Genomic DNA, 22,348 nt, shown 5'->3' with positions numbered 1-22,348 from the left:
TACCAGGCCCGCCTGCGCTCCCGCTTCGGCCGCGCCTGGCGCCGCAAGGCCCCCGTCGAATCCCTGATGCCCCTGCGCCTGGCCCGCTACGGAGTGCCGTTGGCCGAGACGGCACCGGCTGGGCTGGCTGCCGCTGGTATTGACGAGCCGCCCATCGGGTTCACCGACCGGGGCACGGTGGTTGCGGCGCGGCACAGCTCGGCCCGCGATGATGCTGTCGACCAGAATCAGGAATGGCCGCGTGCGGGCGGTACGGAGTCGCAGCCCAAGGGGGTGCGTGCTGCGCGCCCGGCGCCGGAGCACGGTTTCGCTGATGTGGGGGACGATCAGCGTCCCACGGCCTCAGCTGAGAACGGCACCGACGCCCAGGACATGCAGGATCTGGCAGACGGGCGGGACGACTCCTTCTACAACGCCTGGCTCGCCTTCGCCCGGGAGCACGGCGTTTACCCCGACGCTGGCGCCCTCGCCACCTATGTCCACGAACGCGACCAGGTCACCGGCGCCACCGGCCGACCGGCTGCGGGCGAAGACCTTGAGGGGCTCATCGCTACGTTCCGAGAGAGGGAGTTCGCCGGGGCACGGACGCCCGCGCAATGGCCGGAGCCCGCTGAACAGGTGCGGCCATACAATCGTGTCCCGGCCGAGGAGGGGCAGGCACCGGACGGTGCAGGCGCTCACCCGGCCAGGGGGAGCGGCGCCCTGAGGGTGAGTGCAGCCATCGAGGACTCTGCCATCGGAGACTCGGCAGATGCGGACACCGCACGCGCAGGACTTGCCTCGCTGACCACGGTCGACCGCTATTACCTCGCCTGGGCCGAATACCTGAGCGAGCATGGCGTTGAACCCAAAGCTGATCAGCTCTCGGCTTATCTTGCCTCCCGCAAGGGCATGACCGGCCGCGGTGGGAAGCCGGTCAATCCCTCCACCTTGCGTCGCTATCTCTTGCTCTTCCGGGTCTACACCGTGTGGGCGGAGCACCGCGTGCACAACGAAGCTGTGTCCTTTGGCGTCATCGCGCAGGAGTGCGCAGCCCGCGGGATCACCGCGCAGCACAACAAGCCCTTGACAGCTGATTACATTGCCGAGCATGCGTCCGACTTCGAGCGGCGTTGGCAGGCATTGACCTATCACCACGCGCTGCACGAGTGAAGGCGCTCTTGTGCCGCCGGTCTTTGTGTTCTGCGGCGTGTGTGCCCTGTTCGGTCGGCGAGGGCCGGCACCGACGGCCCTCGTCAGGCGCCGCCGTTGACGTTGCTGCGTCTTGTACGCGCAAGGCGCGGATCGTCGGCTGCCAGTTGCTGCAGTGTTGTTTGGATCCAGTTGTTGGTGCGCTGGAGGGTGAGGCGGAGCGGGTCCAGTGACGCGATGTCGAGGTGGCGGTGTTCTCCGGCTTTGAGGGAGGTGTTCATCCAGGTGCGCAGGTGCTCGCGGGCGGTGTGGTCGTCTGGGCGGGTGGGGATGGGGCGGGGGAGTGCGCGGCATGTGGTGGCGTGGTCGTTTGCGGTTGTGGCTGCGTCTTCGAGGTTGAGCCAGGGGCGCAGGGTGTGCTGGTTGCCGGCTTTGGTGTGGGTGTAGTGGCAGCCCAGGCAGGCCACGTTGTGCTGATAGTGGTGGGCGCTGGTGTAGACGAGGACGACGGCGTGGGCCTGGTTGTGGTAGCGCTCGACGACGGTGACGCCCTCGGGCGTCCACGTCTCGCCCCTGGGCGTGGGGCGGCGGGACGACAGGGTGATCACGGGGGTTGTTCCTTCAAGCAGTTCAATCGGTGCACGGCCGGCTGGTGTTCGGGCGGCGTGGGTGGTCAGTTGGGGAGGATGGCCTGGCGTGCGGCGCGGGACCAGATGGCTTGTTGTCGGATGTTGAATCCCATTCGGTTCCAGTGGAAGAGGATGTGCCGGGCGAGGATGGCGCGCAGGCCCAGGGTGAGGCGGTCGGCGTGCGCGGCGGCCGCGAGTGCTTTGGCCTGGTCCTGCATGCCGGTGACCCAGTTGTGGAGCGGCGTAAGTGGTCCGTCGGTGAAGGCGGGGTGGAAGTCTGAGGTGAGGAGTTTGCGCATGGCCGGCACCATGGCGTCGACGTTGTCGGGGGGCACGTTGGTGGGCAGGGCGCGTCTGGTCTCTACTTGCGCCCACACGTCCCCTTGTTCGCTCCACTCAAGTCCGGCTGCTCGCAGGAGGTGGGTGAGCACGATTAAGGATGTGATCTTGGCGTCGGGGAGGTCGTGCGTGCCGGTGGAGATGGTCTGGTGGTAGGTGAGCACGCCTTGGCTGTCGGTGTGGAACAAGCGGTGGGCGATGATCATGCCGTCCATGCCGCCGAAGGCGGTGGTTTCCGGCTCGTACAGGGTGGTTCGCCACTCGCGGACGACGCCTAAGGAGACGGCGGAGTCGAGGGCGCGGGCGGTGCGGGTGGCGACCAGGCCGGCGGGTGCTGTGGCGGCCGGTTGGATGCGGAGCCGCCAGTAGGGGTGTTTGCGCAGGAACCACCATGATCCGATGATGTCCTCGCCCAGGACGGGCAGGAGGTAGGCGCGGAAGGCGGCGGCCGCGGTGGCGTGGTCGGTGAACTGGACGTTCACCTGATACCAGCTGGCGGGGTGTTGTTCGAGGGCGGACCGGCCGGCGGCGCGGTAGCGCTCGACGGCTGTGGCCAGGCGGGTGGGGGAGGTTCCGGCCCGCCCGGCTGCTTCTTCGATGGGCGTGCCGCCGAGGACGGCCAGGACGGTGTCCTCGGTCGGCGCGATGTCGTGCTGCTGCACTGTAGGGCTCCTTTAGTTCAGAAGGAGGCAGGCGTCCCAGTCGGTGGCGCTCGTGGCGCCGGGCTCGGCGCTGCGGAAGGCGAGGGCGGCCCCGGCGGCGCCCTCCAGGAAGCCGGGGTCCCGGGGTGGTGGTGCCGCCAGGAAGCGCGGGTGTGCTTCCTTGAGCCAGTTGTGGAATGGCCCGGGTGTCTCTGCGTCGTCGGCGACGCGTTGGACGGTGCGGATCAGTCCTGCGATGCCGTGGCACAGGCCGCGGCTGTGGAGCTGGTCGAGTTGCCGGGGGTCGGCCAGGCAGTACAGCAGGGCGCGTTCCGCCATGCGTTTGCGGTCGTCGTCGCCGAGGGCGATGGCGGCGAGCTGCTGCGCGCGGACGAGGCCGGGGGTGCCGTAGCACCAGGACGGTGCGCCGGTGTGGGTGTCCGCCGGGCCGGTGGCGCTGATCCAGCGGGGCCAGCGCACTCCGTGTTGGTCGCTGCGGCGGATGCCGTCCAGCCAGCGCAGGATGCGCTGCATGGCGTCCTCGTGGCCGTCCACGGTGATGTTGTGGTGCTTGGCCAGGGCCAGCAGGGCGAGGGGGCCGGTGATGCCGTGGGCCAGGCCGGCGTTGGCGTGGCCGCCGGGCGTGAGGGTCTGGTTGCCGGCGGGGGCGTGGCCGACCCACCACCCGGGGCGCGGTCGCCGGTCGGGGCCGGCCACCGGCTCGGTGAGGCGGACCAGGTACTCCAGCACGCGCCGCAGCTCCGGCCCGCCGGGCTGGCGTCGCAGGAGGAGGGCCCCGATGCCGGTGAGGCCGCGGAACAGGTCGTACTCGGCGAAGGTCGTGTACTCGCCCTGATCGATGCGGGCGTGGGCGGCGGCCAGGCGGCGCCGGGTGTGCGCGGCGACCACCTGGTCCAGGGTGCGCAGTGCCCCGGCGTACCGGGGGGTTTGGGCGCTGGCCATGTGCAGGACGTAGGCCATCGCCGGGGCGCCGAGGAACAGGCTGGCCTCGTCCCCGTCGATGAGCGGTCCCGCCTGGGCGAGCTTGCGGTGCGCGGTGTGCCAGTCGGCCAGGCCGAGGTGGGCGCGCTCGATGTCGAGGAGCGCGGTACCCAGCGGGCCGTGCGCGAGGGACTGCCGGGTGGCGAGGTTGTGTGCGGGCGCAGCGGTGGTCACCGCGGATCTCCCTGTGCGCGGGTGGTCCAGGACAGTGCGGCGGTGCGGGCGAGCCGGCGGCAGGTCGCCTCGGCGCTCGGGTCGATGCCCGCAATCCGGTTGTGGTGCATGTGCAGCAGGGACGGCAGCACGTCGGCCGGGTCGCGGCCACCTTCGTCGAGGCTGAGAGCCTGCTGGTAGGCGGCCAGGTGCCTGCGCCGCAGTGCCCACACGCCGGCGACGTGCGCACCTCGGGGCAGGCCGCGCAAGGTGGCGGCGCTCGCGCCCGGGTCGGCCAGGCGCAGGGCGAGGGCCTGCACGTCGCGGGGGCAGGTTTCGCCCTCGTTCTTCAGGAAGTTCTCCGTCAGCCACGTCCAGCCGGCTTCGGGTGAGCCGAGGAAGCCGGTGGCGATGTCCACCATGCTGGCGGCGGTGACGGCGAGGCGGGTGCCCTGGTCGGTGGGCATCACGAGCTGGGCGATGGCGGCGGCGGAGTCGGCGGCGAAGTAGCGCTCGGCCGCCTGAAGGACGGCGCCGCTGCCGTAGCGGCCGGTCTCCGGCTCGTCGGTGTCCCACTGCACGCGCTGGATCAATCCCTCGTGGCGCAGCTCGGCAGCCCACGCCGCGATGCGGCTCGCTGCGTCACCGAAGGCGTTGGCGGAGGCCAGACGCAGGCGCAGCCGCAGGTGGCTGTCGGGGTCGGCGTACCGGATGAACCAGGCATCGGGAGCATTGGCGCCGAAGTCGAGCAGCAGCCGCGGCAGGTGGACGGTCAGCACCTCGGTGGCCCGGTCGGTGGTGCCGTACAGCTTCAGGTACGCCCAGGGGGAGGCGCCGGGCAGCCGGGCGGTGCCGCGGCTGTAGAGAGCCGTCGGGTGAGCGGGGGCGGCTTTGGGCTGGTCGGAGGCGAACACCATGGTCACCTCGTGCGCGCGCCCGATCCAGTCGAAGCTGCTCTCGGGAGGCGCTTCGTGCAGGACGAGAGTGCCGCGCCGCTTGAGCTCGGTGCGCAGCAGGTACTGGTGGGCGGGCACATTCAGGTCCAGGCGCAGGCGCCGGTCGTCGGAGCCCATGTGGACGGTGTCCGGGAGGCCGTAGTGCATGCGCCAGTCGGTGAGGTTGCGTCGCCAGTCGGGCCCGTCGCCCAGGTCGCGGCGAGCGAGCCGCCAGCAGGCGGGGGCCAGGATGGTGCGCCCGACGCGGATCTCGGGCAGGAACGGCAGGCGGCTGGCGGCCCCCCAGGGGAAGGGGATGAGGACGGCGCTGTGGGAGCGGTGCAGTTCGCACACGAACCGCACCAGGGGGTGGGTGGCGTTGGTCAGCTCGACGGCGTTCATCACCGATGGTTCGAGGAGCTGGCCGGTGGAGAGCGTCACCAGGGACAAGCGCCGCGCGTCAGCGACGACGCCCAGGTCGTCGAGGTCAAGGGTGGCGTCGGGGTTGTGCTCGCCCACGGACAGCAGCCGGGCAACGACGGCCGGCGCGCGGCTGACGTTGCAGGTGGGAATCTTCAGGGGCGGTCCGGAGACCTGGACCCGTTCGGCGCCTTCCGTGAGCGTGGGAAGCGTGGCATATGCGGCGGCGACCCGGGCGCGGTCGGCGGGCTCCAGGAGGGGGAGGAAGCGTCCTGTGAGGGTGCCGGCCGCGAGCGAGAGCCCGATGACGGAGAGGTTGAAGCGCCCCTCGACCAGCTCGCGCGAGCTGCGGGCGAGCACGGTGAAGCACAGCTCGACGTGGGCGGGCACCTGCGCCGGCTCGCCCACACAGAGCGCCGCAATGTCGTCCTCGGTCAGGCTGATCACGCGCTGATCGCTGATCGCCGCGTTCTGCGCGAGGGTCAGCAGGTACTCGTCGCGAGGAGTCGTGGCCAGGACCGGGCGCTTGAGGATGGTGCCGCGGTAGCCGACGGGGAAGCCGAGACCGGTGTCGGGGTCGGTGAGTTCGCGCACCGGCACGACGGTGCCCATGCTGTAGCGCTCCAGGAACCGGGTGCGGTAGTCCGTCCAGGCCGGTGCGCCGTTCGGGAAAGGCGTGATGCGGGCAATGGCCTCCAGGGCGGCAGCGGCCTCCCGGGCGACGATCTCCGGCAGGACGACATCGCAGTCGGGGCGCAGGTTCACGGCCAGGCTGCCCTCCGCAACCCCCGTCAGCGCCGTCATCACGCTTGTCGCCTCACGCCGCAGGGCCCGCTGCTCGGCGGGTGCCGCCTGGTCGTGCCGTTGCAGGAGACGGTGGGCGCGCTGAAGCGTCGGGAAGGTGGCAACCAGCGGGGCGGCGCCGATCGCTTCGAGCTGCTCCAGGAGGTGCCCGAGAGGGTCGGTACTCGTCATCGGCGCGTGGAGATTCGTCAGGAGCACGCGGTGCGCGACCAGCTCGGCCACCATGGCGGTGATCGTCTCGACGGGGGCTTCCGGGTACTCGGCGTGCAGCTTGTCCACGATGTCGGCGACGGTGACCGGAGACTGTGCGAGGGCGAGGGCCTTCTCCACCGTGCGGGTCCGGCGTAGCCGGGTCTGAGTAGGCCCGGCAAGGCCCGGCTGGTGAGCTATCTCGATGCGGGCTCCGCGCACCGTGCAGGTGGGATCGGCGATGACCCGCAGGCGGGACAGTACGTTCGGGTCGCTTTCCAGGGCGGTGATGATGTCGTGCAGCCACACGGCGTCCGCGCCGGCGAAGGCTCGGTGGTGCGTGCCGAAGCGCACGCTGGTGGCGGTGCCGAGGCGGAGCGGGGCAGGGCCGGCGAAGAGTCCGAACGGCGTCGCGCGGTACTGCATGCGCAGCAGGTAGCGCATCAGCGATGTCGCGGTACGGATCGTACGGGCTCCGCCACCGCTGTGGGACAGGGTCCGCTCGACGCCGTCGGCGAGGACGGGGGCGGCGAGTTCGATGGTGGCGGCGCGGGCGTCGTCCTCCCACACCCTCTCGATCCACGTACGCAGAGCCGCAGCGTCGGCGCTGCCGTCGTCGGAGAGGGGAGGCCAGGAGGGCAGCGCGGCCGCGAGCGGAAAAGCAGACACTCTGATCATGCCCGCATCAACTACGTGATACATGGCCGTGCCTCCTTCAAGATCATGGCTGGTGACCGGGGTGGGACGGTCGCTGCACGGCCCACCCCGGGAGACGGTGGCGGGCGTCAGCCGCCGATGCAGGTGCTGTTGGAGCAGGCGGACTGGCAGGTCGCGCCGCAGCCGTCACCGGTGTCGTTCAGCAGCGCCCCGGCAACGGGCGCGCAGGCGACGGTCTCGATGTTCAGGTCGAACTCCGACCTGCTCTCGGCCGTGAAGTCGGTCGAGGCCTTAAGGGTGCTGGTGGTCTGCGGTGCCATCTCGTACTCCTCGTGTTGAAGGGGCGGACGTGCTGTGCCGACCTGGTCGCAGCGCTGGCAGCGCTACGGCCAGGAGATCGTGATCCGCGAGTGCGGACGGTCGATGACACGGGCTGCGCCGAGCCGGTCGTTGGAGGTTCCCGCCGGGTAGACGTCGATGTGCGCGCGATCGCCGCGGTGTTCGCGGTTCCACGTCTGAATCTCCTGCACCAACCGCTCGGCGGCCTCCCGGCCGCGCGGTCCGTGACCGATCGCGCCAAGCTCGAACCGGTCGGGGTCCTCGGTGCGCCGCACGGTGCGGTAGGCGAAGCTGTCGCCGTCCACGAGCGTGGGGATGCCGAGGGGGGAGGCGGAGGCGACCAGCCCGCGCTCGCGGGCGGCCGGCTTCGCGGCCATGAGGGGCAGGTTGTCCAGGGCCGTGGTCAGCCACAGGTCCAGGTGCTCGTTCGACTCATCGCCGGCGAGCATCACGGCCGACCACACCTCGCAGCGCGGCATCGCCAGGGCGTGCGCGAGGGCCTTGGTGTCCGGCTCCGGGTGGCCGTCCAGACGCAGACCGATCTCCTCGCCCTTAGCCTCGTGGATGAGGGCTACGCGCATGCGGTCTTCGCCGGCGCCCTGCATCGGGACGAAGCCGCACAGCTCGAAGCCGTCGCTGATCAGGCGGTCTTCGTCGCGGATGAACGCGACCGTGCGGGTCATGCCGCGCATCCGCAGCGGGACGACGAGCCGGCCACCGAGCTTGAGCTGGTGAACCCAGGCGGACGGGATATCGGTGGCCTGCACCGTGACGATGATGCGGTCGAAGGGCTGGTAGTCGATCGCGCCGCTTCCGCCGTCGCCGGTGATGACGGTGACGTTCCGGTGACCGGTGGTCTTTAGGAAGTCCCTGGCGCGCTGGGTGACATCGGGGTCGATGTCCACGGTGACGACGCGTCCCTGATCTCCGACCATCTCAGCGAGGTAGGCCGCGTTCACCCCGCCCGAGCCGATCTCCAGGATGTTGTGGCCGGGCTGGATGTCGGCCTGCTCGATCTGCATGGCCTGAATCCGCGGTGCGGACACCGAGCTGACGTCCACGCCGCTCGCATCGGTCTTCGTGATCAGCGGGGCCTCCGGCTCGTAGCAGCTCGACAGCGGAAGGTCGGGCACGGCCAGGTGGCGGGGCACCGCGCGGAACGCTGCAACCGCACGCGAGCTGCGCAGCGCACCGATGTCGATGAGCGCCTGCACCATGGCGTCGCGCAACTCCTGCTCGGAGGCAGGAACGCTCTGAGGGTTGTCGGTCGTCATGTCGGGGACGGTATTCACGTCGGGTCTCTTTCTCCGGCTTTGCAGCGCCGAGGGCTGGGGCTGATCGTTCGAGGGCAGGCACGGATATGCACCGGGTGAGGGGCAGATCCTCTTCGGCTACTGCCGGGCCGCGGGGCGGGTCAGGGAGAGCCGATGACGGAGACGAGGTTGCGCGCGAAGGCGAGGCAGTGATGAATACAGGCTCACCAAACGCTGCCCGCGGGCGGTTTGGATGTTGTCCGCGGGTGATTTGGTCGAGCCACCGACGGAACACCCGAAGATGCCATCAGCCCGGCCGTGGGAGAAGCGGTCGTCATCGTGTGGCTCACTTGTCCACCCCCGCGATGCGCATCAGGATCCTGGTCATCGAGTCGGAGACGCCGTCCGGGTCGGCAGGCAAGTCGACGCAGATGGCGCACAGGAACTCCACCCAGCCCGGGCCCGAGTTGCTCGGCACAAGCTGCCGCAGGAGGTTCTCGGTTGCTGCACATACGCGGCAGCGCGGTAGGGCACTCATCGCGCGGCATCCACCGCCCGCCTCAGCACGCACAGGGCCTTGGCCAGGCTGCGTACATGGATTGCAGTTATGAGTCGGCCGATCGGAACCGGATACGCGAGGACCGATTCGGCTTGCGCGATCGCGGCCCCGACCGGCTCGACCAGACATTCATCGGCTTTGAGGGCCGAAATCACTCGCGCCATCTCCGCGCGCAGCAGCGCGTCGAGCTCGGCGAGCCGCTCGCGAGACGGCAGTAGGCCGGTCACGTCAAGCGCCTCGGCGATCAGGCACTTGGCCGTGTCGGCGTCCAACGGCTGACCGGTCGCGCTCACTGTACGGCCTGCGCTTCCTTCGCTGCCGACCGTGAGGGACGGCGAGGCAGACCTGACGCCGAAGCGATGCGGGCGGCGGCCGTGGCAGGCTCCTCGCCGTGCGTACGGGTCTCGGAACCGAATTCGGCCAGGCAGTGGCCGAACTGCTCGGTGCTGATCCCGTCGACACCTTGCTGCACCGAGCTGGTCACGACAAGTGCACTATCGCGGAGATTCCTGATGGGCAATCCACGAACCGTGCACTGGGCGGCCAAAATGGTCGAGGCGGTCATCGCGTCCATGCTGTGATCACACCACGCGGCCCTAAAACAAGGGATCTGACAACCTATGACACGGAGTTGATCAATGTCCCTCACTGTGGCGATTACCGGAACCCGCCAGACGGATCACCGCGACTACGCGTGGTTCGCCGACCTGTTCGGCACCTACCTGCGCCCATGGGCGACGCCGGATGCGCACTTCTACATCGGCGGAGCGCGCGGCATCGATTCACTCTCGCTGCTGTGGCTCGCAGGCAATACGACGTCACACATCACCATCGTGGCGCCAGGTACCGTAGCTGAGCAGCCGGCCGAGGCGCGGCAGGCCATCGAGCGGTGCCGCGAACGAATCGGCGAGATCATTGAGCTCGGCGCGGCAGAGCTGCACACGCCTGCATTCCACTCACGTAACCGGTACATGGTCGACCACGCCCAGCTCGTGATCGGGTTCCCGCTCGCTGGCCCCGAGGGGCAGTCGGGTACATGGCAGACGCTGAACTATGGCGCTGCGCAGGGGAAACCACGACTGATCGTGCCTGTCTAGCCGACGTAGAGTGCATCATGAGGGTATGAGCACGCATGACCGAGCCGTCGGCGCTGCCACGCTCAAGCGGCTGCGGAAGGCTCGAGGTTGGTCCCTCGCCGACCTCGCCCGAGCCATCATCGGCACCGCAACTGACCTCGGTCAGCCGCTCGATGCGAACCTCGCAAGTGTGCAGCGGTCCGTTGCACGCTGGGAGTCCGGTAAGGCGCCGATCCTGCCTGGCGAGCGGTATCAACTGCTGCTCGCCCACCTGTACGCGCACGACAGGGACAGGCAGATGTCGCTCGGCGCTGGCTCGGATTTCAGCGAACTTCTCGACGCGCTCGCTCACCTTGGCGAGAGCGAACGCCGCATCGACGAGCTGCGCACCCTGCTCGTACGCACCGCAACGGACCGGAGCGGCGGACTGATCGCGCTGCTTGGCTCGCCCACGCAACTCGCCCTGACGGAAGCTCTCGCCAATCCTGCGCGCGTCGATGATGCGCTGCTCGACGCGCTGCGGATCGCCGTACGTGATGTCAATGGACAGGTCGGCAGCGTGCCCTTCGTACGGGTGCAGTTACTACTCGCGCCCATCGTCGCCGCCTGCCGCCGGCTGCTCGACACGGGGGTACCAGAGCCGCTGCTGCCTGGCCTGCAGGCGATCGCCGCACAGGCATACACCCTTGCCGGGCGGGCCGCATTCGAGACCCGTGACGACATCGCCTCCAGGGCGTTGTACGCCGAGGCGACCGCGGCGGCAGGCCGTAGCGGGCAGCCGTGGCGCCGCGCAGTCGTCCACATGAGTCACGCCCTGGTTACCCTGTACTCGAGGCCTGGTCTCCACGCAGCACAGAGCCTTGTCGACGCGGCGGTACGGGACGCGCGAGCCGGGGGCAGCGTCACCGTCCGGGCACGGGCGCACGCCCTGCAGGCAGAGATCGCGGCCCGTATGGGTGCCGAGCCCCACGCGGATCTGGCCGCGCGTCGACGCGCGGCCAGCCACGCACAGGCAGCGCTCGCGCTGGCTTGGTACGACATGGACAGCGACCGCGACGACGACCCGGCCCCGTCATCGTTCTCGGCCGCGCACCTGCGTGGGTTCGAAGGCGTCACTTCGTTGTACGTCGGCACGGCCAGCGAAGCGCACGACTACTTCGCCCGTGCGGCAGCCACCTTGACCACGCCACGTGAGCGGGTGCAGCGGGCGATCGTCGCGACTGATCAGGCCCTGGCCCGAATCAGGCTCGATGAGCCGGAGTCGGCAGCTGCGCTGCTGCATGACTGCATTGACGCTGTCTCGCTCACCGGGGGCCGGGTTGCTGCGATACGACTACGCCGCGCTCGGCGAGAGCTGAAACCCTGGCGGCGCGAGGATTGGTTCGCGGCCTTCGACGACCACCTGATTGACTCTCTCGGTGCGTGACGCAGCCCGCCGCACATGCCGAATGCGACTGGATTGCGCAGAAAGCACCTGCTTTGCTGACGGGTCAGGATGTCCTGGCACGTTACGGGAGGCGGCGTGCCGCGCCGCCCTGCTGGCCGAGCAGGTTGTTGATGAGTTGTTCGGTTTCGGGTTCCAGGGAGCAGTCGAGTGTGTGGTTGATTTGCTGGACGCGGGTGATGGCGGTGTGGAGTCCGGAGCGGTTGCTGGCTGTGTGTTCGATTCGCATCCAGTCGCGGTAGAGGAGTTCTGCGGTGTCGTCTACGTCGAGTCCGGTTAAGACGGCTTGCCGTGCGGCGTTCAGGTCGTGGTGGGGGCCGGGAGGGATGCGGTAGGTGGCCGCGGTGTGTGCGACGTCGATGATTCTCGTGATCATTTCTTGTGCGTGGGGTTCGGCCCAGGGCAGTGGCCGGCCGCCGAAGGGTTTGCCCCGTACCAGCGTCAGTGCCTTTTCCAGGTCGGGCAGGCCCGTGGGGCCCAGGGGCAGGGCGTGTTCGACGAGTTGCAGGAATCGTGTCCAGTCACAGCGCACGCCGGGTGCGAGCCGGTAGGGGTCGTCGCCCGTCTTGCGGCGTGGTACGTACAGGTTGCCGGATGAGTCGCTGCCCAGGCAGCTGCGCAGGCCCTGCATGCGTGCGTTGAGGGTGCTCGTCGACCACGGGCTGACCGGGTCCATGTCGGCACACAGGACATCCGCGCTGCGGCCGGGGCGGAAATACAGCAGGGCGGCCAGTTGAGCCATCCGCGGGCCGTGCCCGCTGCTGTCCACGCCCGTCACCTCGACCGGCCCCAGGACGCGGATCTCGGGGGCGTGCAGATCGTGCGCTTCGCGTCCTTCCGTCGCTGGCGTCGTGGGCTCCTCGGCGGCGGTCGCAGCCACGTCGGCCTGCGCGTGTGTGGTGTCGGGGGAGTCCGTACCAGGTCGGGACTGTGGAGCGGAAGGTGCTGTTGGTTTGGTGTCCGGGTTGTTTTCGTCGTCCGTCTCCACCGGCGGTGTGGTGGGGGAGAGGAGGCGGAGTGCGGACGGATCGGTGCTGGCGGCGAGCAGGGCCGGGTAGACCTCGCCGCTCACATCCGCTGCCGCGGCCGGCGTCGCGTGGTCGGGGGCGACGGACTCCTCAGGCGTCGGCTGCTCTGGCTGCGGCACGCCCTCAAGTTCCTGCGGAACGTCCTGCCAGGGCCCCTCGGCCGGGTGGGGCGGCTGCCCGGACACCTTCAACGTGGTAGTGATCTGCAGGTAGGCGCCGTGCTCCAGACGCTGCACCGTGATGTCGGTGCCCGCATGGTCGAGGCTCTGCGGCTCGCTGAGAGAGGCGTTGAGGATCTCCGCCTGGGGGAAGTGAGCGGCTGCCGTACTGGCCGGGGCGATCAGGGTGACGGGCACCTGTCCCGCCCGGTCGATGACGTCGGCGAACTGCCAGGCCGTGTCCTCGTCGAGCGAGGATGCGCACAGCAGCACGTAGGGCTGATGCTGGTTCTCAGGCATCTGGTGGGCTTCGAGCAGGCGTTCGCTCAGGTCACGCAGTGCATGCGTGGCCTGCCGCATGTGGGCGATGCGAGCGGTGGGCAGGAGCTGGGGCAGGTCCTCGCCGAACCCCACGGTGACGACTTCGATCTCGGCCGCCCACGGACTCATCCCGTATTCCAGGGCTAGGGAGGTGCACACCTCGGTGATGTGGACCGGGTTGCCGTCCAGCAGCAGAGCGCGAAGGGCTGCGAGGTTCAGCAGCAGCAGGTCGCCGGCCTTGGTGCTGCCGATCGTGACCAGGCCCGGATACGGCGCCGATACCTCGCGGGCGGCTTCCTCTTCCAGGAGGGCGGCGTCGGCGGGCAGAGTCCACCAGCCGCCCTGCCCGGTGGTGAAGGGCGCCACCGGTTCCCGGGCGAGGTCCTCGGGCAGCACCTCCACCGTTTTGGTCCCGATCCGGGCGGCCCGCAGAGGCGGCAGAACGGGGCCCTCCTGCTGCTGGGCTGCGTGGTGGGCCATCGTCCGCAGGGCCACGTCCAGGCGGGCTGCGCCTGCCGGTTCGGCGGCCGCCGCCAGCTGGGCCTCTGCGGCGGAGGTTTCCGAGGCGATGGTGATCTTCTCGCCGGGCTTGCGGCGGCGGCGCTGCAGCGTCCTGCGCAGGGCGAGGGCGCCAGTGATGGCGGCGGCCAGCAGTGCGCCGGCGCCGAGCACGATCCGCAGATTCAGCGGACTGGTGCCGGCCGGAGCCGCCGCCGGGGCGGGGGCAGCAGAAGGGGCGGACGATTCCGGCGGCGCCGCTGACGCAGAGGCACCAGAGGGCGAGGCGCTGACGGCGGGCTCGGGCGCCGTTGACGTTGAGGCGGCCGCCGAGGGCTGATCCTGCCGCGGCTGCGCGGTAGGGGGACTGGCCGGTGCGCTGGGTGCCGACGACTGGGGTGCCGGCGCTGTGGTCTGGCTGGGCGCGGGCGATGGCGTCTTGCCGCCGTCTCCCGGATTCTGCTGGCCGTCGGGGTCCTGGCCGGCCGGGGGAGTGGCCTGGCCCGGCTCGTGGTCCTCCTGCCGGTCCTGGGCCGGGTGGTGGGGCTGGGCCTCGGGCACCGTGACCTGCTGGCCTACGTAGATGACGTCGGGATCGGTGATCTCTGGCAGGCCGTGCGGCTGCGGTTTGCCCTTGCTGGCCTCGAACAACTGGGGCCAGTCGTCGCCGTCGCCGAGTTCCTTCTCTGCGATCTTCGACAGGTAGTCGCCCGAGTGGACCGTGATGACGCGGCCGGGCTTGTCCTCGGTAGCGGGTGCGCTCTCGCCGAACTGGGTGCGAACGCCTCCTGCAGTGGGGGTCTTTGGCATCTGCAGCTGCCAGCCGGGTTGCAGAAAGCTGTTCGCGCGGAAGACCGTTCCGTCGTTCATGGTCCGGCCCTCGTTCAGGTCGGCGATCTCCCGCCAGCGCTCACCGTCCCCCAGCTCGCGCTCGGCGATGCTCCACAGGCTCTCCGCCGGGCGGGCCTGGCTCACCGTGTAGGTGGGGGCAGCCGACGTGTCTGTCGTGGACACCGATGAGTGCTCGGTGCTGGTGGCATGCATCTGGCCGGGCAGGCGGGCGGCGGTGGCGGACGGGGCGGCTTGTGCCTCCGAGGCGAGGGCTGAACTGGCGGGCAGGAGTACCAGGATGCTGCCGATGAGGGCGGCAGCCGCACGCTGTGAGGCTCCGAGGCCGCGGGGTGCGTGCCAGGTGCGGCCGCGTACCTGGGCGATGAGTTCGCGGGCGGCGCAGAAGGCGAACTGGGCCCATCCGGCCCACCCGACCACGACGAGGAGCATCAGGAATGCCGCTCCGGTGTCCTGCCGGTCGAGGAGATGTGCCAAGTCGTCGTGGCTGGCCGCCCAGATGACTGGTGTCGCCCACCCGAGGAGCAGCGGCAGCCCGGCTAGTGCGCCGGCCAGGACGAGCAGGCTCACGATGGCCTTGAACACCCGGCCCAAGGTGCGGCTGGCCGTGACGGAGGCGTGCGGGGTGCGCATGCGGGGGTTTCCTTAGTCGGGGTTGGTGATGCCGGTCAGGAGGGTTGCGGTGCCGTGGCCGGTGACCGGCATGGAGCCGATCCCGACAACGGGCAGGAACTTCGTGTCGTAAGCGCCGGACACGTCGACCGTGAGGGTCTTGCCGTCACCGGAGACGCTCACCGTGCCCCTGGCGCCGGCGGCACGCAGATAGGCCTGCGCGGCCGCGACGGCGTCGTGCGGGTTGACGACGACTGCTTCACCGGTGATGGCCTTGGCCGGGTCGATGGCCTGCCCGCCGGCCCGGGCTGCTTCCCCCGCGATGTAGTCGGCCCGTTCGGTGGCGCGCATCTTGCCGCCGCCGTCGACGGCCACACCGATGATGCCGATCAACGCCACCACGCACACCGCGACGAACACGGTGACGCCGCCGCGGTCGTCAAAGGCAGGGCGCCCTTCGCCGTGATGGAGGTTCATCACGCTCCCCGCTGCCGGTAGGCGTCCACGACCGACGTCGCGGTCGACGTGAGCGTGCGCGCACCGGGCACGCCGGGCAGCAGGAGGTCGGACAGGTTGACGGTGCACGAGACGGTCACCGTGACGGTGCCGACTTGGCCGACCGGCACGTTCAGCCCGCCGGTGTTGATGTCGACGCTGGTCGATGCGCAGCTGATGCCCTGATCATCCAGGGATTCGGCGGCTGCCGATTGGGCGGCGCCCTGGGCCGAGGCCGCTGTGCGGTGGATGGATGCCTCCCGGGCCGCGTCCTGCGCTGCAGCATCGATCTTCGCGCCGGAGGTGACGAGGCGGCCGCCGGCGATGGCCAGACACACAAACATGATCAACGGTGGCAGGATGATGGCGGCCTCGATGGCGACACTGCCCGCATCGCCCCGCATCCGCCTGCGCCGGAACGCGCTTGTCGACAGGGTGTTCACTCTCCTGGCACCGTCCATCTCTCTACTGGCGCGGACGCCCGCTGTGTGATGGCCAGACCTGGGACACCTGGGATCATGGACTGGGCGAAGCCAGAGACCGCGATATGCACCCGTTGACCGTCACTGCCGGCACTGACGCTTGCGAAGCGCAGACTGTCCCCCGCGGTGCGATTCAGGACCTCGTGGGCCCGGGCCGCGCCCTCGCTTGGGCTCGCCTGGTAGGCGCGCGCTGCGCTGACGCCCTCACGGGCGGCGGTCAGAGCGATCTGGCGGGCGTAGTACCACATGGAGGCCTGGATGACGGCGATCGTCGCAAGCAGCACGAACGGGTAGACGATCGCCATCTGGATGGATGCGTCCCCGCGATCGTCTGCCCATCTTCGCCCGCGCCACCAGGATGCAAGTCGGGCGTGCTCGAACATCAGATGCCGCTCAGGTTCCCGTTGTACTTGGCGATCACGGCGGCGATGGTGCCGGCGATGACCAGTGCGCCGGTGACGGCGGCGACCCAGATGATGACGGTGGTGATGCTGATGTCACCGCCGTCCGGGCGGCGCCGCATGCTGGCTTCGGCTGCCTCGAGCCGCGAGGCCAACCAGCGCGCGGCCCGGTAGGAGCGAAGAGCGGTGTGCTTCATGGGTGGTTCCCCTCCGAATGTGCTGATGAGAGTCGTTCGGTCTTCTAGACGGTGAGCATGCGGATCACTGCGGGGAAGGCCATCAGCAGCATGACCAGTACGGCCAGCAGGGCGCCTGGAGCGGTCATCTTCTCGCTGGCGGTATTGGCCTCAGCCGCCTGATCGGCGAGCAGTTCGGCGCTCAAAGCAGCGGTGCGAGCCCGAAGTGCCTTGTAGACGGCGGCGCCATCGGTGGCCGAGCCGCGCATGATGTCCGCGACATCATCCAACGCGGGCAGCTCGTACTGGGCGGCGAGTTCAGTCAGCGCCTGATACGGCGGGATCTTCTCCAACCGGGCCCGCCGCAAAGCTCCTTGCAGGTACAGAAACGGCCAGCCCCGGCCGACCGCGGCCGCCTTCTCCAAAGCCTCCGTAGGGCCGGCGTCCGCGGCTCGCTTCAAAGCCACCAGGTCGAGGTAGGCGACCAGGGCGTGGGCGAACTCCTCCCGGGCTCGTTTCGCCTGGTCACGTACCGCGAGGTCGGGGGTGATGAACAGCAGCCCGGCCACCACGAACCCGACCACGGCCGGCACGTAGAAGGGAAGGGAGATCCCCGCGATGATCCACGGGATGGTCACCAGCACCGGGCAGAGCAGGCCGAGCGCGGCGAGCGCGACCTTCTTCAGCATGAACTGCCCCGGTCCCTGGCCGAGCAGGGCGAGGTTCGTGGCGGGCACGCGCACGCCGGGAACGCGCTCGAGTCGGGCCAGCAGCCAGCGGCCCCAGACTTCGTCGCGGTCCAAGTCGGGCTCTGGCAAGGTCAAACTGCCGGGTGACGTGCGCTGCAGAGCTGGCGCCAGGGCAGGCTGCGCGCGCAGCATCTCCCGGACCAGCAGGGCGACGCCGGCGCCGACCGTGCCCCCGCAGAGCACCACGGGAAAAAGGTTCACGACACGGCTCCTTCCACCTCGTGCTCGAGGGGCGCCTCGCCCGGCGTGATGGTCGCCGGGGCCGGCAGGCGGACGGTGCTGCGGGCGTCTGCGATCAGGAAGCGCGGGATGCGGCGAAAGACCCCCAGCTGCCGCATCAGCGCGAGCGTGGCGATGAAACCGGCGGTCAAGAAGCCCAGCACGAGCTGCCCGAGGAGAGTGGAGTACGGCTTGGTGTAGGACGGCACGAAGAACCCGGCCACCACCACGCCGAGGGTGATGACGGTCATCCACCGGACCGTGGTGCGCGGCTTGGCACGGTCCGCCTCGATACTGCGCTTCTTGGCGACCTCCTCGCGCACGGTTCCTGACAGGTCCTCCAGCGCCTGCGCTAGTCCCGGGCCCCGGTCGTTGACGGAAAGGATCAGCGCGGCGGTGACCTTGTCGGCGGTGACGTCGTCCAGTTCATCAGCAAAGGAGCGCAGCGCCTCCTCGGGCCGCCACCCCAGACGGAGCCGCTCGGACAGGCCAGTGATCTGTTCCGCGAGCGCGTCGGGGGCACTCTTGCGACTGGTGATCATCGCCTGTTCCAGCCCCATGCCCAGCCGCAGCAGCCCGGCGAGCCGCTGCGTCCACTCGCTGAGTGCCTCCAGCTGATTGATGCGCTCCGCGGCGATCTGCGCGGGGGTGATCAGCCAGGGCACGCCGACGACGGCCGCCCCCAGCAGGGCGCCGCCTACGAAGTTGCCCGAGGCCAGCCACACCCCCAGAAACACCACGACCGCCGCTACCGTCAGCGTCCCTCGCCGTAGCCGGACCTCCTCGCTGGGCATCCGACCACCGCCCCGGGCGAACCATCGCTGGAGCAGCGGGGCACGACGCGGCACGGTCGTACCCATGACTCCGATCACCATGCCGATCAAGCCGGCCATGACGGCCATGCCGCTCAGCCAGGCCAGCAACAGGGTCATCGGCTCACCTCCACGAGCAGCGGCAGCGGCTCCTTCCACAGCCCCCGGCGCTGTTGCAGCAGACTGGAGTCGAAGCCGACACGGCGCAGGTCGTCTATACAGGCCGGATCCATCTGTGGCACCGCCCGCACCTCCCCGACGTCCAGGCCAGGGGCGAACACCGCGTTCGTGGCCGGCCGACCGGACTCGCCGATGCCGGTGACCTCCAGGACGTGAGAGACGTAGCGGTGGCGGCGGCCGCCGATCTGCGTCTCGTCCGTCATGGACACGTAGACGATGAAATCCAAGCCGTTCGCGATCTGCCGGTAGGCGAGCTGCTCGGACAAGTTCTCCTGAGCCAGCGCATACAGCTCGGCGATCCGGTCGAAGACAATGTCCGGGCGGCGCGCGTGAATGGTGCACAGATTGCCGCCGGCGCCGTTCGTCAGGGCCTGCATCATCGCCACAACCTCAGGGCCGCGGACCTCACCGACGACGATCCGCTCCAGCGACATCCGCAGCGCCGGGTGCATCAGGTCCAACAGCGTGACCTCACCTGCGCCACGGCCGGCGGCGTCCTTCTCTCCATTGGACTCGCGCGCCACCAAGGAGACGACCTGCCGGTGATAACCATTGGTGTGGGCGAACAGTTCGTCCTCGGTCTGGATGGTGGCAAAGCGGCACTCGGGGTCGAACTCCTTGAGCATCGCCCGCAGCAGTGTGGTCTTGCCGGCCTTCTGCTTGCCCGCGATCATCACGTTCTTCTCAGCCCGCACGCAGGCGCCCAGGAAGTCCCGGAGAATCGGGTCGATGGTGCCCAGCCCCACCAGGTCGTCCAGGCCAGCCTGGGAAACCCGGTGGCGGCGGATGACGGCATACGTCTTCGGGCCCAGCCCGGTGATGGCCTGCAGACGGGAGCCGTCCTTCAGCGACAAGGCCAGGGTCGGGTTCGCGGTGGAGATGGTGCGCTCACTCAGGCCCGAGTCCCGGGCCAGCTCGCGAAGAAGCTCCAGCAGCTCGTCCTCGGAGTCCGCGATCGGGCCGACCATCTTCCGCTCGCCGTCACCGTAGTCGAGCCACACCTCGTCCGGCCCCTGGATGAAGATGTCCTCGACGCGCTCGTCATCGAGGTACGGCTGCAGGCGGCCGGCCCGGTACAGCAGGTCATAGACCGCCCGGCGCAGGGCGTCCTCTTCCTGCGGCGTGGTGCTCACCCCGCGCTCCGCACCCTGGGCATGGGCCCACAGCGCGACGGCCTCGTTGATCCAGTGCAGGCAGTGCTGTTCCTCGGTGGCGCGATCGACCTCTGGCGTCGTCTTCAGCAGTTCCTCGCGTTGCCGGGCGACTTGCGTGGCAATGTGACGGGCCACCTTGTAGTCCACCATCACCCGAGGCACGGACGTGCCCAGGGGCTGAGCGCTCGAAGCCGAACCCGCAGGAGTGCTGTGTCCCTGTCGTGCCTGCCGCGGCGGTCCAGGAGGAGGCGTCACCGTCGGATCTGCGTGCAAAGGCCTACCGCGCAGCATGCGTCACCTCCCCTGAAGCCGGCGGGCGCGGTGCCAGGCGGGAACGGCGCAGGGCTGCCCTCTGCATGAGTGAAGAGCTGGCCGTACGCGCCGCTTTCATCAGGGCTGACTTGGTGAAGTGCCGCGGCTGCTCCACGCCGTCGGACAGCACCGCGGCGTCCTTGGGTACGAACGGCAAGGTGGCCACCACGGGGACTTGAAGGACCCGCTGCACTTCGCCGGCGGCGTAGGGGCCCTCCTCGATCATCACCAGGCCGACCTCGCCGACATGCTCCTGCAGAACGCGGACGCGGGACTGGGCAGCATGCAGACAGCGCAGCGTGTTCCGGACCACGACGAACACGGCATCCGCCTGCTCGGCGAGCACCGCCGAGGGGCCCACGCCTCCGCTACGTCCGAGGTCGATCAGGACGTCGTGGCCGTAGTCCGCCTCGATACCCCGAAACATCAGCGCCAGCGCCTTCCACACCGGCCCGAGACCGGCCGCTTCGGCAGGATCGGCGATGCCGGGCAGAAGCAGCCGGTCGCGCGGTGATTCCTTCCTGCCGTCCTCGCTGCTCAGGTCGATCAGCTGCCGCCAGAACGCGTCACTGAACTCGTTCTTGCGCGCCGCGATGGAAAGGTTGCGCAGCCCATATCGATCCCCGAGGGATCCCTGCAGTAGGCCGTGCAGGACTGCGCCGCCGTCCGGGTCGCACTCAGCGAGGATCATCCTGCGTCCCGGCTCCAGCGGCCAGGCCAGCAGCAGAGCCAGAGCGCTAGTGGTTACGCCGGGCGCCCCGCGGCACCCGGCCAGCGCGATCACACCCATCAGCTGCCGTCCGGAGCGTCGAGGACCAGACGCAGGGTGTCGGCCGACATCCATGCCGCCGCTTTCGGGCCGTCGGTGGCAGCGGTGGCTACATCGACGACGACACCGGTGCCAGGCGCCGCCTGGGAGGCCTTGACAACGCGTCCGGCGATGGTTTCTTGGGAGGTGTCGGACGGCTTCCCTGCCTGGCCGGTGTCGCCTGTACCCTGCCCGGGCACGTGCACCAGCTGCACCTTCTGGCCCGGAACCAGGGCGGTCGCGGGCACCTGCTCGGGCCTCAGCCCGATCGGCACAAGCTGCTCACCCGGCTTGACCAGCGAATCCTTAGTCACCTGCGACGGCGACAACAGAGAGCCGGGCTTAAGTTCCACCGCGGCCCGCTTACCCACCACCGACTTCAAATCATCGGCGCGCACAGCCTTCACCGTTGGGTCCAAAGCCATGGAGGCCCTGCCGAGGTCCTGCTCAGTGAGGACCTGTCCGACCTGGACGTCGCGGACCACGGTCACCACCTGCGTGCGATCGCTCACCTGCAGGAGGAGAACCGCAACGCCCGTCCCGCCGGCCGCGATCAGCGCCAAGGACAGCGCGATGACACCCGGCCGACGCCTACGTGCCGAGACCCGGGGCGGCGCTACTGGACCAGCCGTCGGACCTTGTGTGGGAAGCCCGTTCGCAGTCGTCGTGCTTGTTCGTACTGTGGTCTTACTCAACGTTCTTCGTCCTTCCGGAGGCGACCCGACGACGGTCGGGGACCTGGCGGTTGGTCTCGTAGTGGTGCCCGATGTCAGTTGAGAACTTGAACTTCCCGGACGCCGACCTCGAACGCGGACTGGCGCACCTCGGTGAACGTGCCGGTCTGACCGCCTCCGTTCACGGCCCAGTCCACAGTCCAAGTGGCTGTCGCCGTTCCGTGGAACTTTCCGCCTGCCCTGGTGGAGGGGTGCGTGTAGGTGTGTCCGCAGTCAGGGGAGGGCGTCTTGCCCATCGACGGCTGGTATTTCGTGCCGGGGCCGTTGCAGACGGCCGGTTCGGTGCCATCGCCCATGTCCCAGCTGACTGAGGTGACGGTGGCCCTGGCGGTGACGGTCACTCCGCCAGCCGTGGCACTGGCCTGCTGCGGCCCGAAGGTCGTCGGAGACGGATCCACCCACATCCATACGGGCATGCCTACGACGTAGCGTCCGCCGGCGCGAGGACTCCCGATCTTGGGGCCGAGCAGTTGCATCTTGGCAAGCGCCTGCTGTGCCACGGCTTCGGGGTCCACCGGTGGCGCCTTCTCACCGTCGGCAAGCCATACCAGCGTTTGGTCCACAGATGAACTTGGGCCGTTGACGTTGGTCAGAGTGCACGTCCGGATGTAGATGGCGCCTTTCTCCGAGTCGCCGTGACCGAGACGGTATTCACTGCCGGCGGGCGGCTGTGGGTTCATTTTTTCGTACGTGCAGACCGGAGGCTTCTTGCTTGCCTCTCCGCCCGGATTGCCGTGCGTGCTGCTCCCGCCGTGTCCGGGTTTGGATGAGTCGTCTTCGGCACTGCAG

The 22,348-nt window shown here is 69.4% G+C and carries 22 protein-coding genes and 1 pseudogene; 3 read left to right on the top strand and 20 right to left on the bottom strand.

Translation table 11 applies throughout. From position 1 onward, the window contains the following. A pseudogene (locus ACF1AL_RS38000) lies at window positions 1–1,152 on the top strand (hypothetical protein); the annotation flags it as partial. 83 nt (window positions 1,153–1,235) lie between these two features. Here ACF1AL_RS38000 and ACF1AL_RS37995 read toward each other — a convergent pair. The 9 genes from ACF1AL_RS37995 to ACF1AL_RS37955 form a co-directional block, all read right to left on the bottom strand. Beyond that, entirely contained in the window at window positions 1,236–1,739 is a 504-nt protein-coding gene (locus ACF1AL_RS37995; protein WP_391780977.1) for a hypothetical protein, read from the bottom strand. Between the two features lie 65 nt (window positions 1,740–1,804). Further along, window positions 1,805–2,761 carry a thiopeptide-type bacteriocin biosynthesis protein gene (locus tag ACF1AL_RS37990; RefSeq protein WP_391780978.1) on the bottom strand — a complete coding sequence of 319 codons (957 nt, stop codon included), beginning with the start codon at window positions 2,759–2,761 and terminating at the stop codon, window positions 1,805–1,807. Window positions 2,762–2,773: 12 nt separating this feature from the next. Next, window positions 2,774–3,916, bottom strand: coding sequence for a lanthionine synthetase C family protein (locus ACF1AL_RS37985; protein WP_391780979.1), 1,143 nt, complete (start codon window positions 3,914–3,916; stop codon window positions 2,774–2,776). Continuing rightward, on the bottom strand, window positions 3,913–6,921 hold the full coding sequence (locus ACF1AL_RS37980) for a lantibiotic dehydratase (protein ID WP_391780980.1): 3,009 nt from the start codon (window positions 6,919–6,921) through the stop codon (window positions 3,913–3,915). Before ACF1AL_RS37980 ends, ACF1AL_RS37985 begins: the two co-directional genes overlap by 4 nt. A gap of 107 nt (window positions 6,922–7,028) precedes the next feature. Then, window positions 7,029–7,220, bottom strand: a complete 192-nt coding sequence (locus ACF1AL_RS37975; protein WP_391780981.1) for an FxLD family lanthipeptide — start codon at window positions 7,218–7,220, stop codon at window positions 7,029–7,031. Between the two features lie 63 nt (window positions 7,221–7,283). Beyond that, complete coding sequence (fxlM, locus tag ACF1AL_RS37970) at window positions 7,284–8,513, bottom strand: methyltransferase, FxLD system (RefSeq protein WP_391780982.1); 1,230 nt, start codon at window positions 8,511–8,513, stop codon at window positions 7,284–7,286. Window positions 8,514–8,838: 325 nt separating this feature from the next. Beyond that, window positions 8,839–8,970 carry a hypothetical protein gene (locus ACF1AL_RS37965; RefSeq protein WP_391780983.1) on the bottom strand — a complete coding sequence of 44 codons (132 nt, stop codon included), beginning with the start codon at window positions 8,968–8,970 and terminating at the stop codon, window positions 8,839–8,841. Between the two features lie 56 nt (window positions 8,971–9,026). Continuing rightward, on the bottom strand, window positions 9,027–9,344 hold the full coding sequence (locus ACF1AL_RS37960; RefSeq protein WP_391780984.1) for a hypothetical protein: 318 nt from the start codon (window positions 9,342–9,344) through the stop codon (window positions 9,027–9,029). Next, entirely contained in the window at window positions 9,341–9,625 is a 285-nt protein-coding gene (locus ACF1AL_RS37955; protein WP_391780985.1) for a hypothetical protein, read from the bottom strand. The genes ACF1AL_RS37960 and ACF1AL_RS37955 overlap by 4 nt, the downstream gene beginning before the upstream one ends. Before the next feature lie 64 nt (window positions 9,626–9,689). Between ACF1AL_RS37955 and ACF1AL_RS37950 the strand changes: the two genes are divergently transcribed. Both ACF1AL_RS37950 and ACF1AL_RS37945 read left to right on the top strand, forming a co-directional pair. Beyond that, complete coding sequence (locus ACF1AL_RS37950) at window positions 9,690–10,148, top strand: hypothetical protein (RefSeq protein WP_391780986.1); 459 nt, start codon at window positions 9,690–9,692, stop codon at window positions 10,146–10,148. 25 nt (window positions 10,149–10,173) lie between these two features. Further along, window positions 10,174–11,553 carry a hypothetical protein gene (locus ACF1AL_RS37945; protein ID WP_391780987.1) on the top strand — a complete coding sequence of 460 codons (1,380 nt, stop codon included), beginning with the start codon at window positions 10,174–10,176 and terminating at the stop codon, window positions 11,551–11,553. 82 nt (window positions 11,554–11,635) lie between these two features. Here ACF1AL_RS37945 and ACF1AL_RS37940 read toward each other — a convergent pair whose 3' ends face one another. The 11 genes from ACF1AL_RS37940 to ACF1AL_RS37890 form a co-directional block, all read right to left on the bottom strand. Next, window positions 11,636–15,058, bottom strand: coding sequence for a hypothetical protein (locus ACF1AL_RS37940; RefSeq protein WP_391780988.1), 3,423 nt, complete (start codon window positions 15,056–15,058; stop codon window positions 11,636–11,638). A 12-nt stretch (window positions 15,059–15,070) separates the two neighbouring features. Beyond that, window positions 15,071–15,514, bottom strand: a complete 444-nt coding sequence (locus ACF1AL_RS37935) for a pilus assembly protein TadG-related protein (protein WP_391780989.1) — start codon at window positions 15,512–15,514, stop codon at window positions 15,071–15,073. Beyond that, complete coding sequence (locus ACF1AL_RS37930; protein ID WP_391781041.1) at window positions 15,514–15,936, bottom strand: TadE family protein; 423 nt, start codon at window positions 15,934–15,936, stop codon at window positions 15,514–15,516. The genes ACF1AL_RS37935 and ACF1AL_RS37930 overlap by 1 nt, the downstream gene beginning before the upstream one ends. A 35-nt stretch (window positions 15,937–15,971) precedes the next feature. Further along, on the bottom strand, window positions 15,972–16,397 hold the full coding sequence (locus ACF1AL_RS37925) for a TadE/TadG family type IV pilus assembly protein (protein WP_386416309.1): 426 nt from the start codon (window positions 16,395–16,397) through the stop codon (window positions 15,972–15,974). Beyond that, complete coding sequence (locus tag ACF1AL_RS37920) at window positions 16,397–16,612, bottom strand: hypothetical protein (protein ID WP_391780990.1); 216 nt, start codon at window positions 16,610–16,612, stop codon at window positions 16,397–16,399. Before ACF1AL_RS37920 ends, ACF1AL_RS37925 begins: the two co-directional genes overlap by 1 nt. Window positions 16,613–16,656: 44 nt before the next feature. Then, the gene (locus tag ACF1AL_RS37915) at window positions 16,657–17,541 is read right to left on the bottom strand and encodes a type II secretion system F family protein (protein ID WP_391780991.1); all 885 of its coding nucleotides are present in this window, start codon (window positions 17,539–17,541) and stop codon (window positions 16,657–16,659) included. After that, complete coding sequence (locus tag ACF1AL_RS37910) at window positions 17,538–18,491, bottom strand: type II secretion system F family protein (RefSeq protein ID WP_391780992.1); 954 nt, start codon at window positions 18,489–18,491, stop codon at window positions 17,538–17,540. The genes ACF1AL_RS37915 and ACF1AL_RS37910 overlap by 4 nt, the downstream gene beginning before the upstream one ends. Next, entirely contained in the window at window positions 18,488–19,996 is a 1,509-nt protein-coding gene (locus ACF1AL_RS37905; RefSeq protein ID WP_391780993.1) for a CpaF family protein, read from the bottom strand. Before ACF1AL_RS37905 ends, ACF1AL_RS37910 begins: the two co-directional genes overlap by 4 nt. Beyond that, window positions 19,983–20,807, bottom strand: coding sequence for a hypothetical protein (locus ACF1AL_RS37900; protein WP_391780994.1), 825 nt, complete (start codon window positions 20,805–20,807; stop codon window positions 19,983–19,985). The genes ACF1AL_RS37905 and ACF1AL_RS37900 overlap by 14 nt, the downstream gene beginning before the upstream one ends. After that, complete coding sequence (locus ACF1AL_RS37895; RefSeq protein ID WP_391780995.1) at window positions 20,807–21,520, bottom strand: SAF domain-containing protein; 714 nt, start codon at window positions 21,518–21,520, stop codon at window positions 20,807–20,809. Before ACF1AL_RS37895 ends, ACF1AL_RS37900 begins: the two co-directional genes overlap by 1 nt. Window positions 21,521–21,594: 74 nt before the next feature. Continuing rightward, on the bottom strand, window positions 21,595–22,239 hold the full coding sequence (locus ACF1AL_RS37890) for an ATP/GTP-binding protein (RefSeq protein ID WP_391780996.1): 645 nt from the start codon (window positions 22,237–22,239) through the stop codon (window positions 21,595–21,597). Window positions 22,240–22,348: the final 109 nt, after the last annotated feature.

Origin of the sequence: Streptomyces sp. NPDC014801 (assembly GCF_043082085.1) — a bacterium.
Classification (GTDB): Bacteria; Actinomycetota; Actinomycetes; order Streptomycetales; family Streptomycetaceae; genus Streptomyces.
This window is presented reverse-complemented; position numbering and strand designations above follow the sequence as displayed.

Bases quoted from the DNA above. Each gene is read 5' to 3' on its own strand.
- ACF1AL_RS37925 (WP_386416309.1), bottom strand. From the start codon at position 16,397: ATGTTCGAGCACGCCCGACTTGCATCCTGGTGGCGCGGGCGAAGATGG.
- ACF1AL_RS37940 (WP_391780988.1), bottom strand. From the start codon at position 15,058: ATGCGCACCCCGCACGCCTCCGTCACGGCCAGCCGCACCTTGGGCCGG.
- ACF1AL_RS37930 (WP_391781041.1), bottom strand. From the start codon at position 15,936: ATGCGGGGCGATGCGGGCAGTGTCGCCATCGAGGCCGCCATCATCCTG.
- ACF1AL_RS37910 (WP_391780992.1), bottom strand. From the start codon at position 18,491: ATGACCCTGTTGCTGGCCTGGCTGAGCGGCATGGCCGTCATGGCCGGC.
- fxlM (WP_391780982.1), bottom strand. From the start codon at position 8,513: ATGACGACCGACAACCCTCAGAGCGTTCCTGCCTCCGAGCAGGAGTTG.
- ACF1AL_RS37980 (WP_391780980.1), bottom strand. From the start codon at position 6,921: ATGATCAGAGTGTCTGCTTTTCCGCTCGCGGCCGCGCTGCCCTCCTGG.
- ACF1AL_RS37955 (WP_391780985.1), bottom strand. From the start codon at position 9,625: ATGGACGCGATGACCGCCTCGACCATTTTGGCCGCCCAGTGCACGGTT.
- ACF1AL_RS37935 (WP_391780989.1), bottom strand. From the start codon at position 15,514: ATGAACCTCCATCACGGCGAAGGGCGCCCTGCCTTTGACGACCGCGGC.
- ACF1AL_RS37950 (WP_391780986.1), top strand. From the start codon at position 9,690: ATGTCCCTCACTGTGGCGATTACCGGAACCCGCCAGACGGATCACCGC.
- ACF1AL_RS37890 (WP_391780996.1), bottom strand. From the start codon at position 22,239: ATGAACCCACAGCCGCCCGCCGGCAGTGAATACCGTCTCGGTCACGGC.
- ACF1AL_RS37975 (WP_391780981.1), bottom strand. From the start codon at position 7,220: ATGGCACCGCAGACCACCAGCACCCTTAAGGCCTCGACCGACTTCACG.
- ACF1AL_RS37945 (WP_391780987.1), top strand. From the start codon at position 10,174: ATGAGCACGCATGACCGAGCCGTCGGCGCTGCCACGCTCAAGCGGCTG.
- ACF1AL_RS37905 (WP_391780993.1), bottom strand. From the start codon at position 19,996: ATGCTGCGCGGTAGGCCTTTGCACGCAGATCCGACGGTGACGCCTCCT.
- ACF1AL_RS37920 (WP_391780990.1), bottom strand. From the start codon at position 16,612: ATGAAGCACACCGCTCTTCGCTCCTACCGGGCCGCGCGCTGGTTGGCC.
- ACF1AL_RS37900 (WP_391780994.1), bottom strand. From the start codon at position 20,807: ATGGGTGTGATCGCGCTGGCCGGGTGCCGCGGGGCGCCCGGCGTAACC.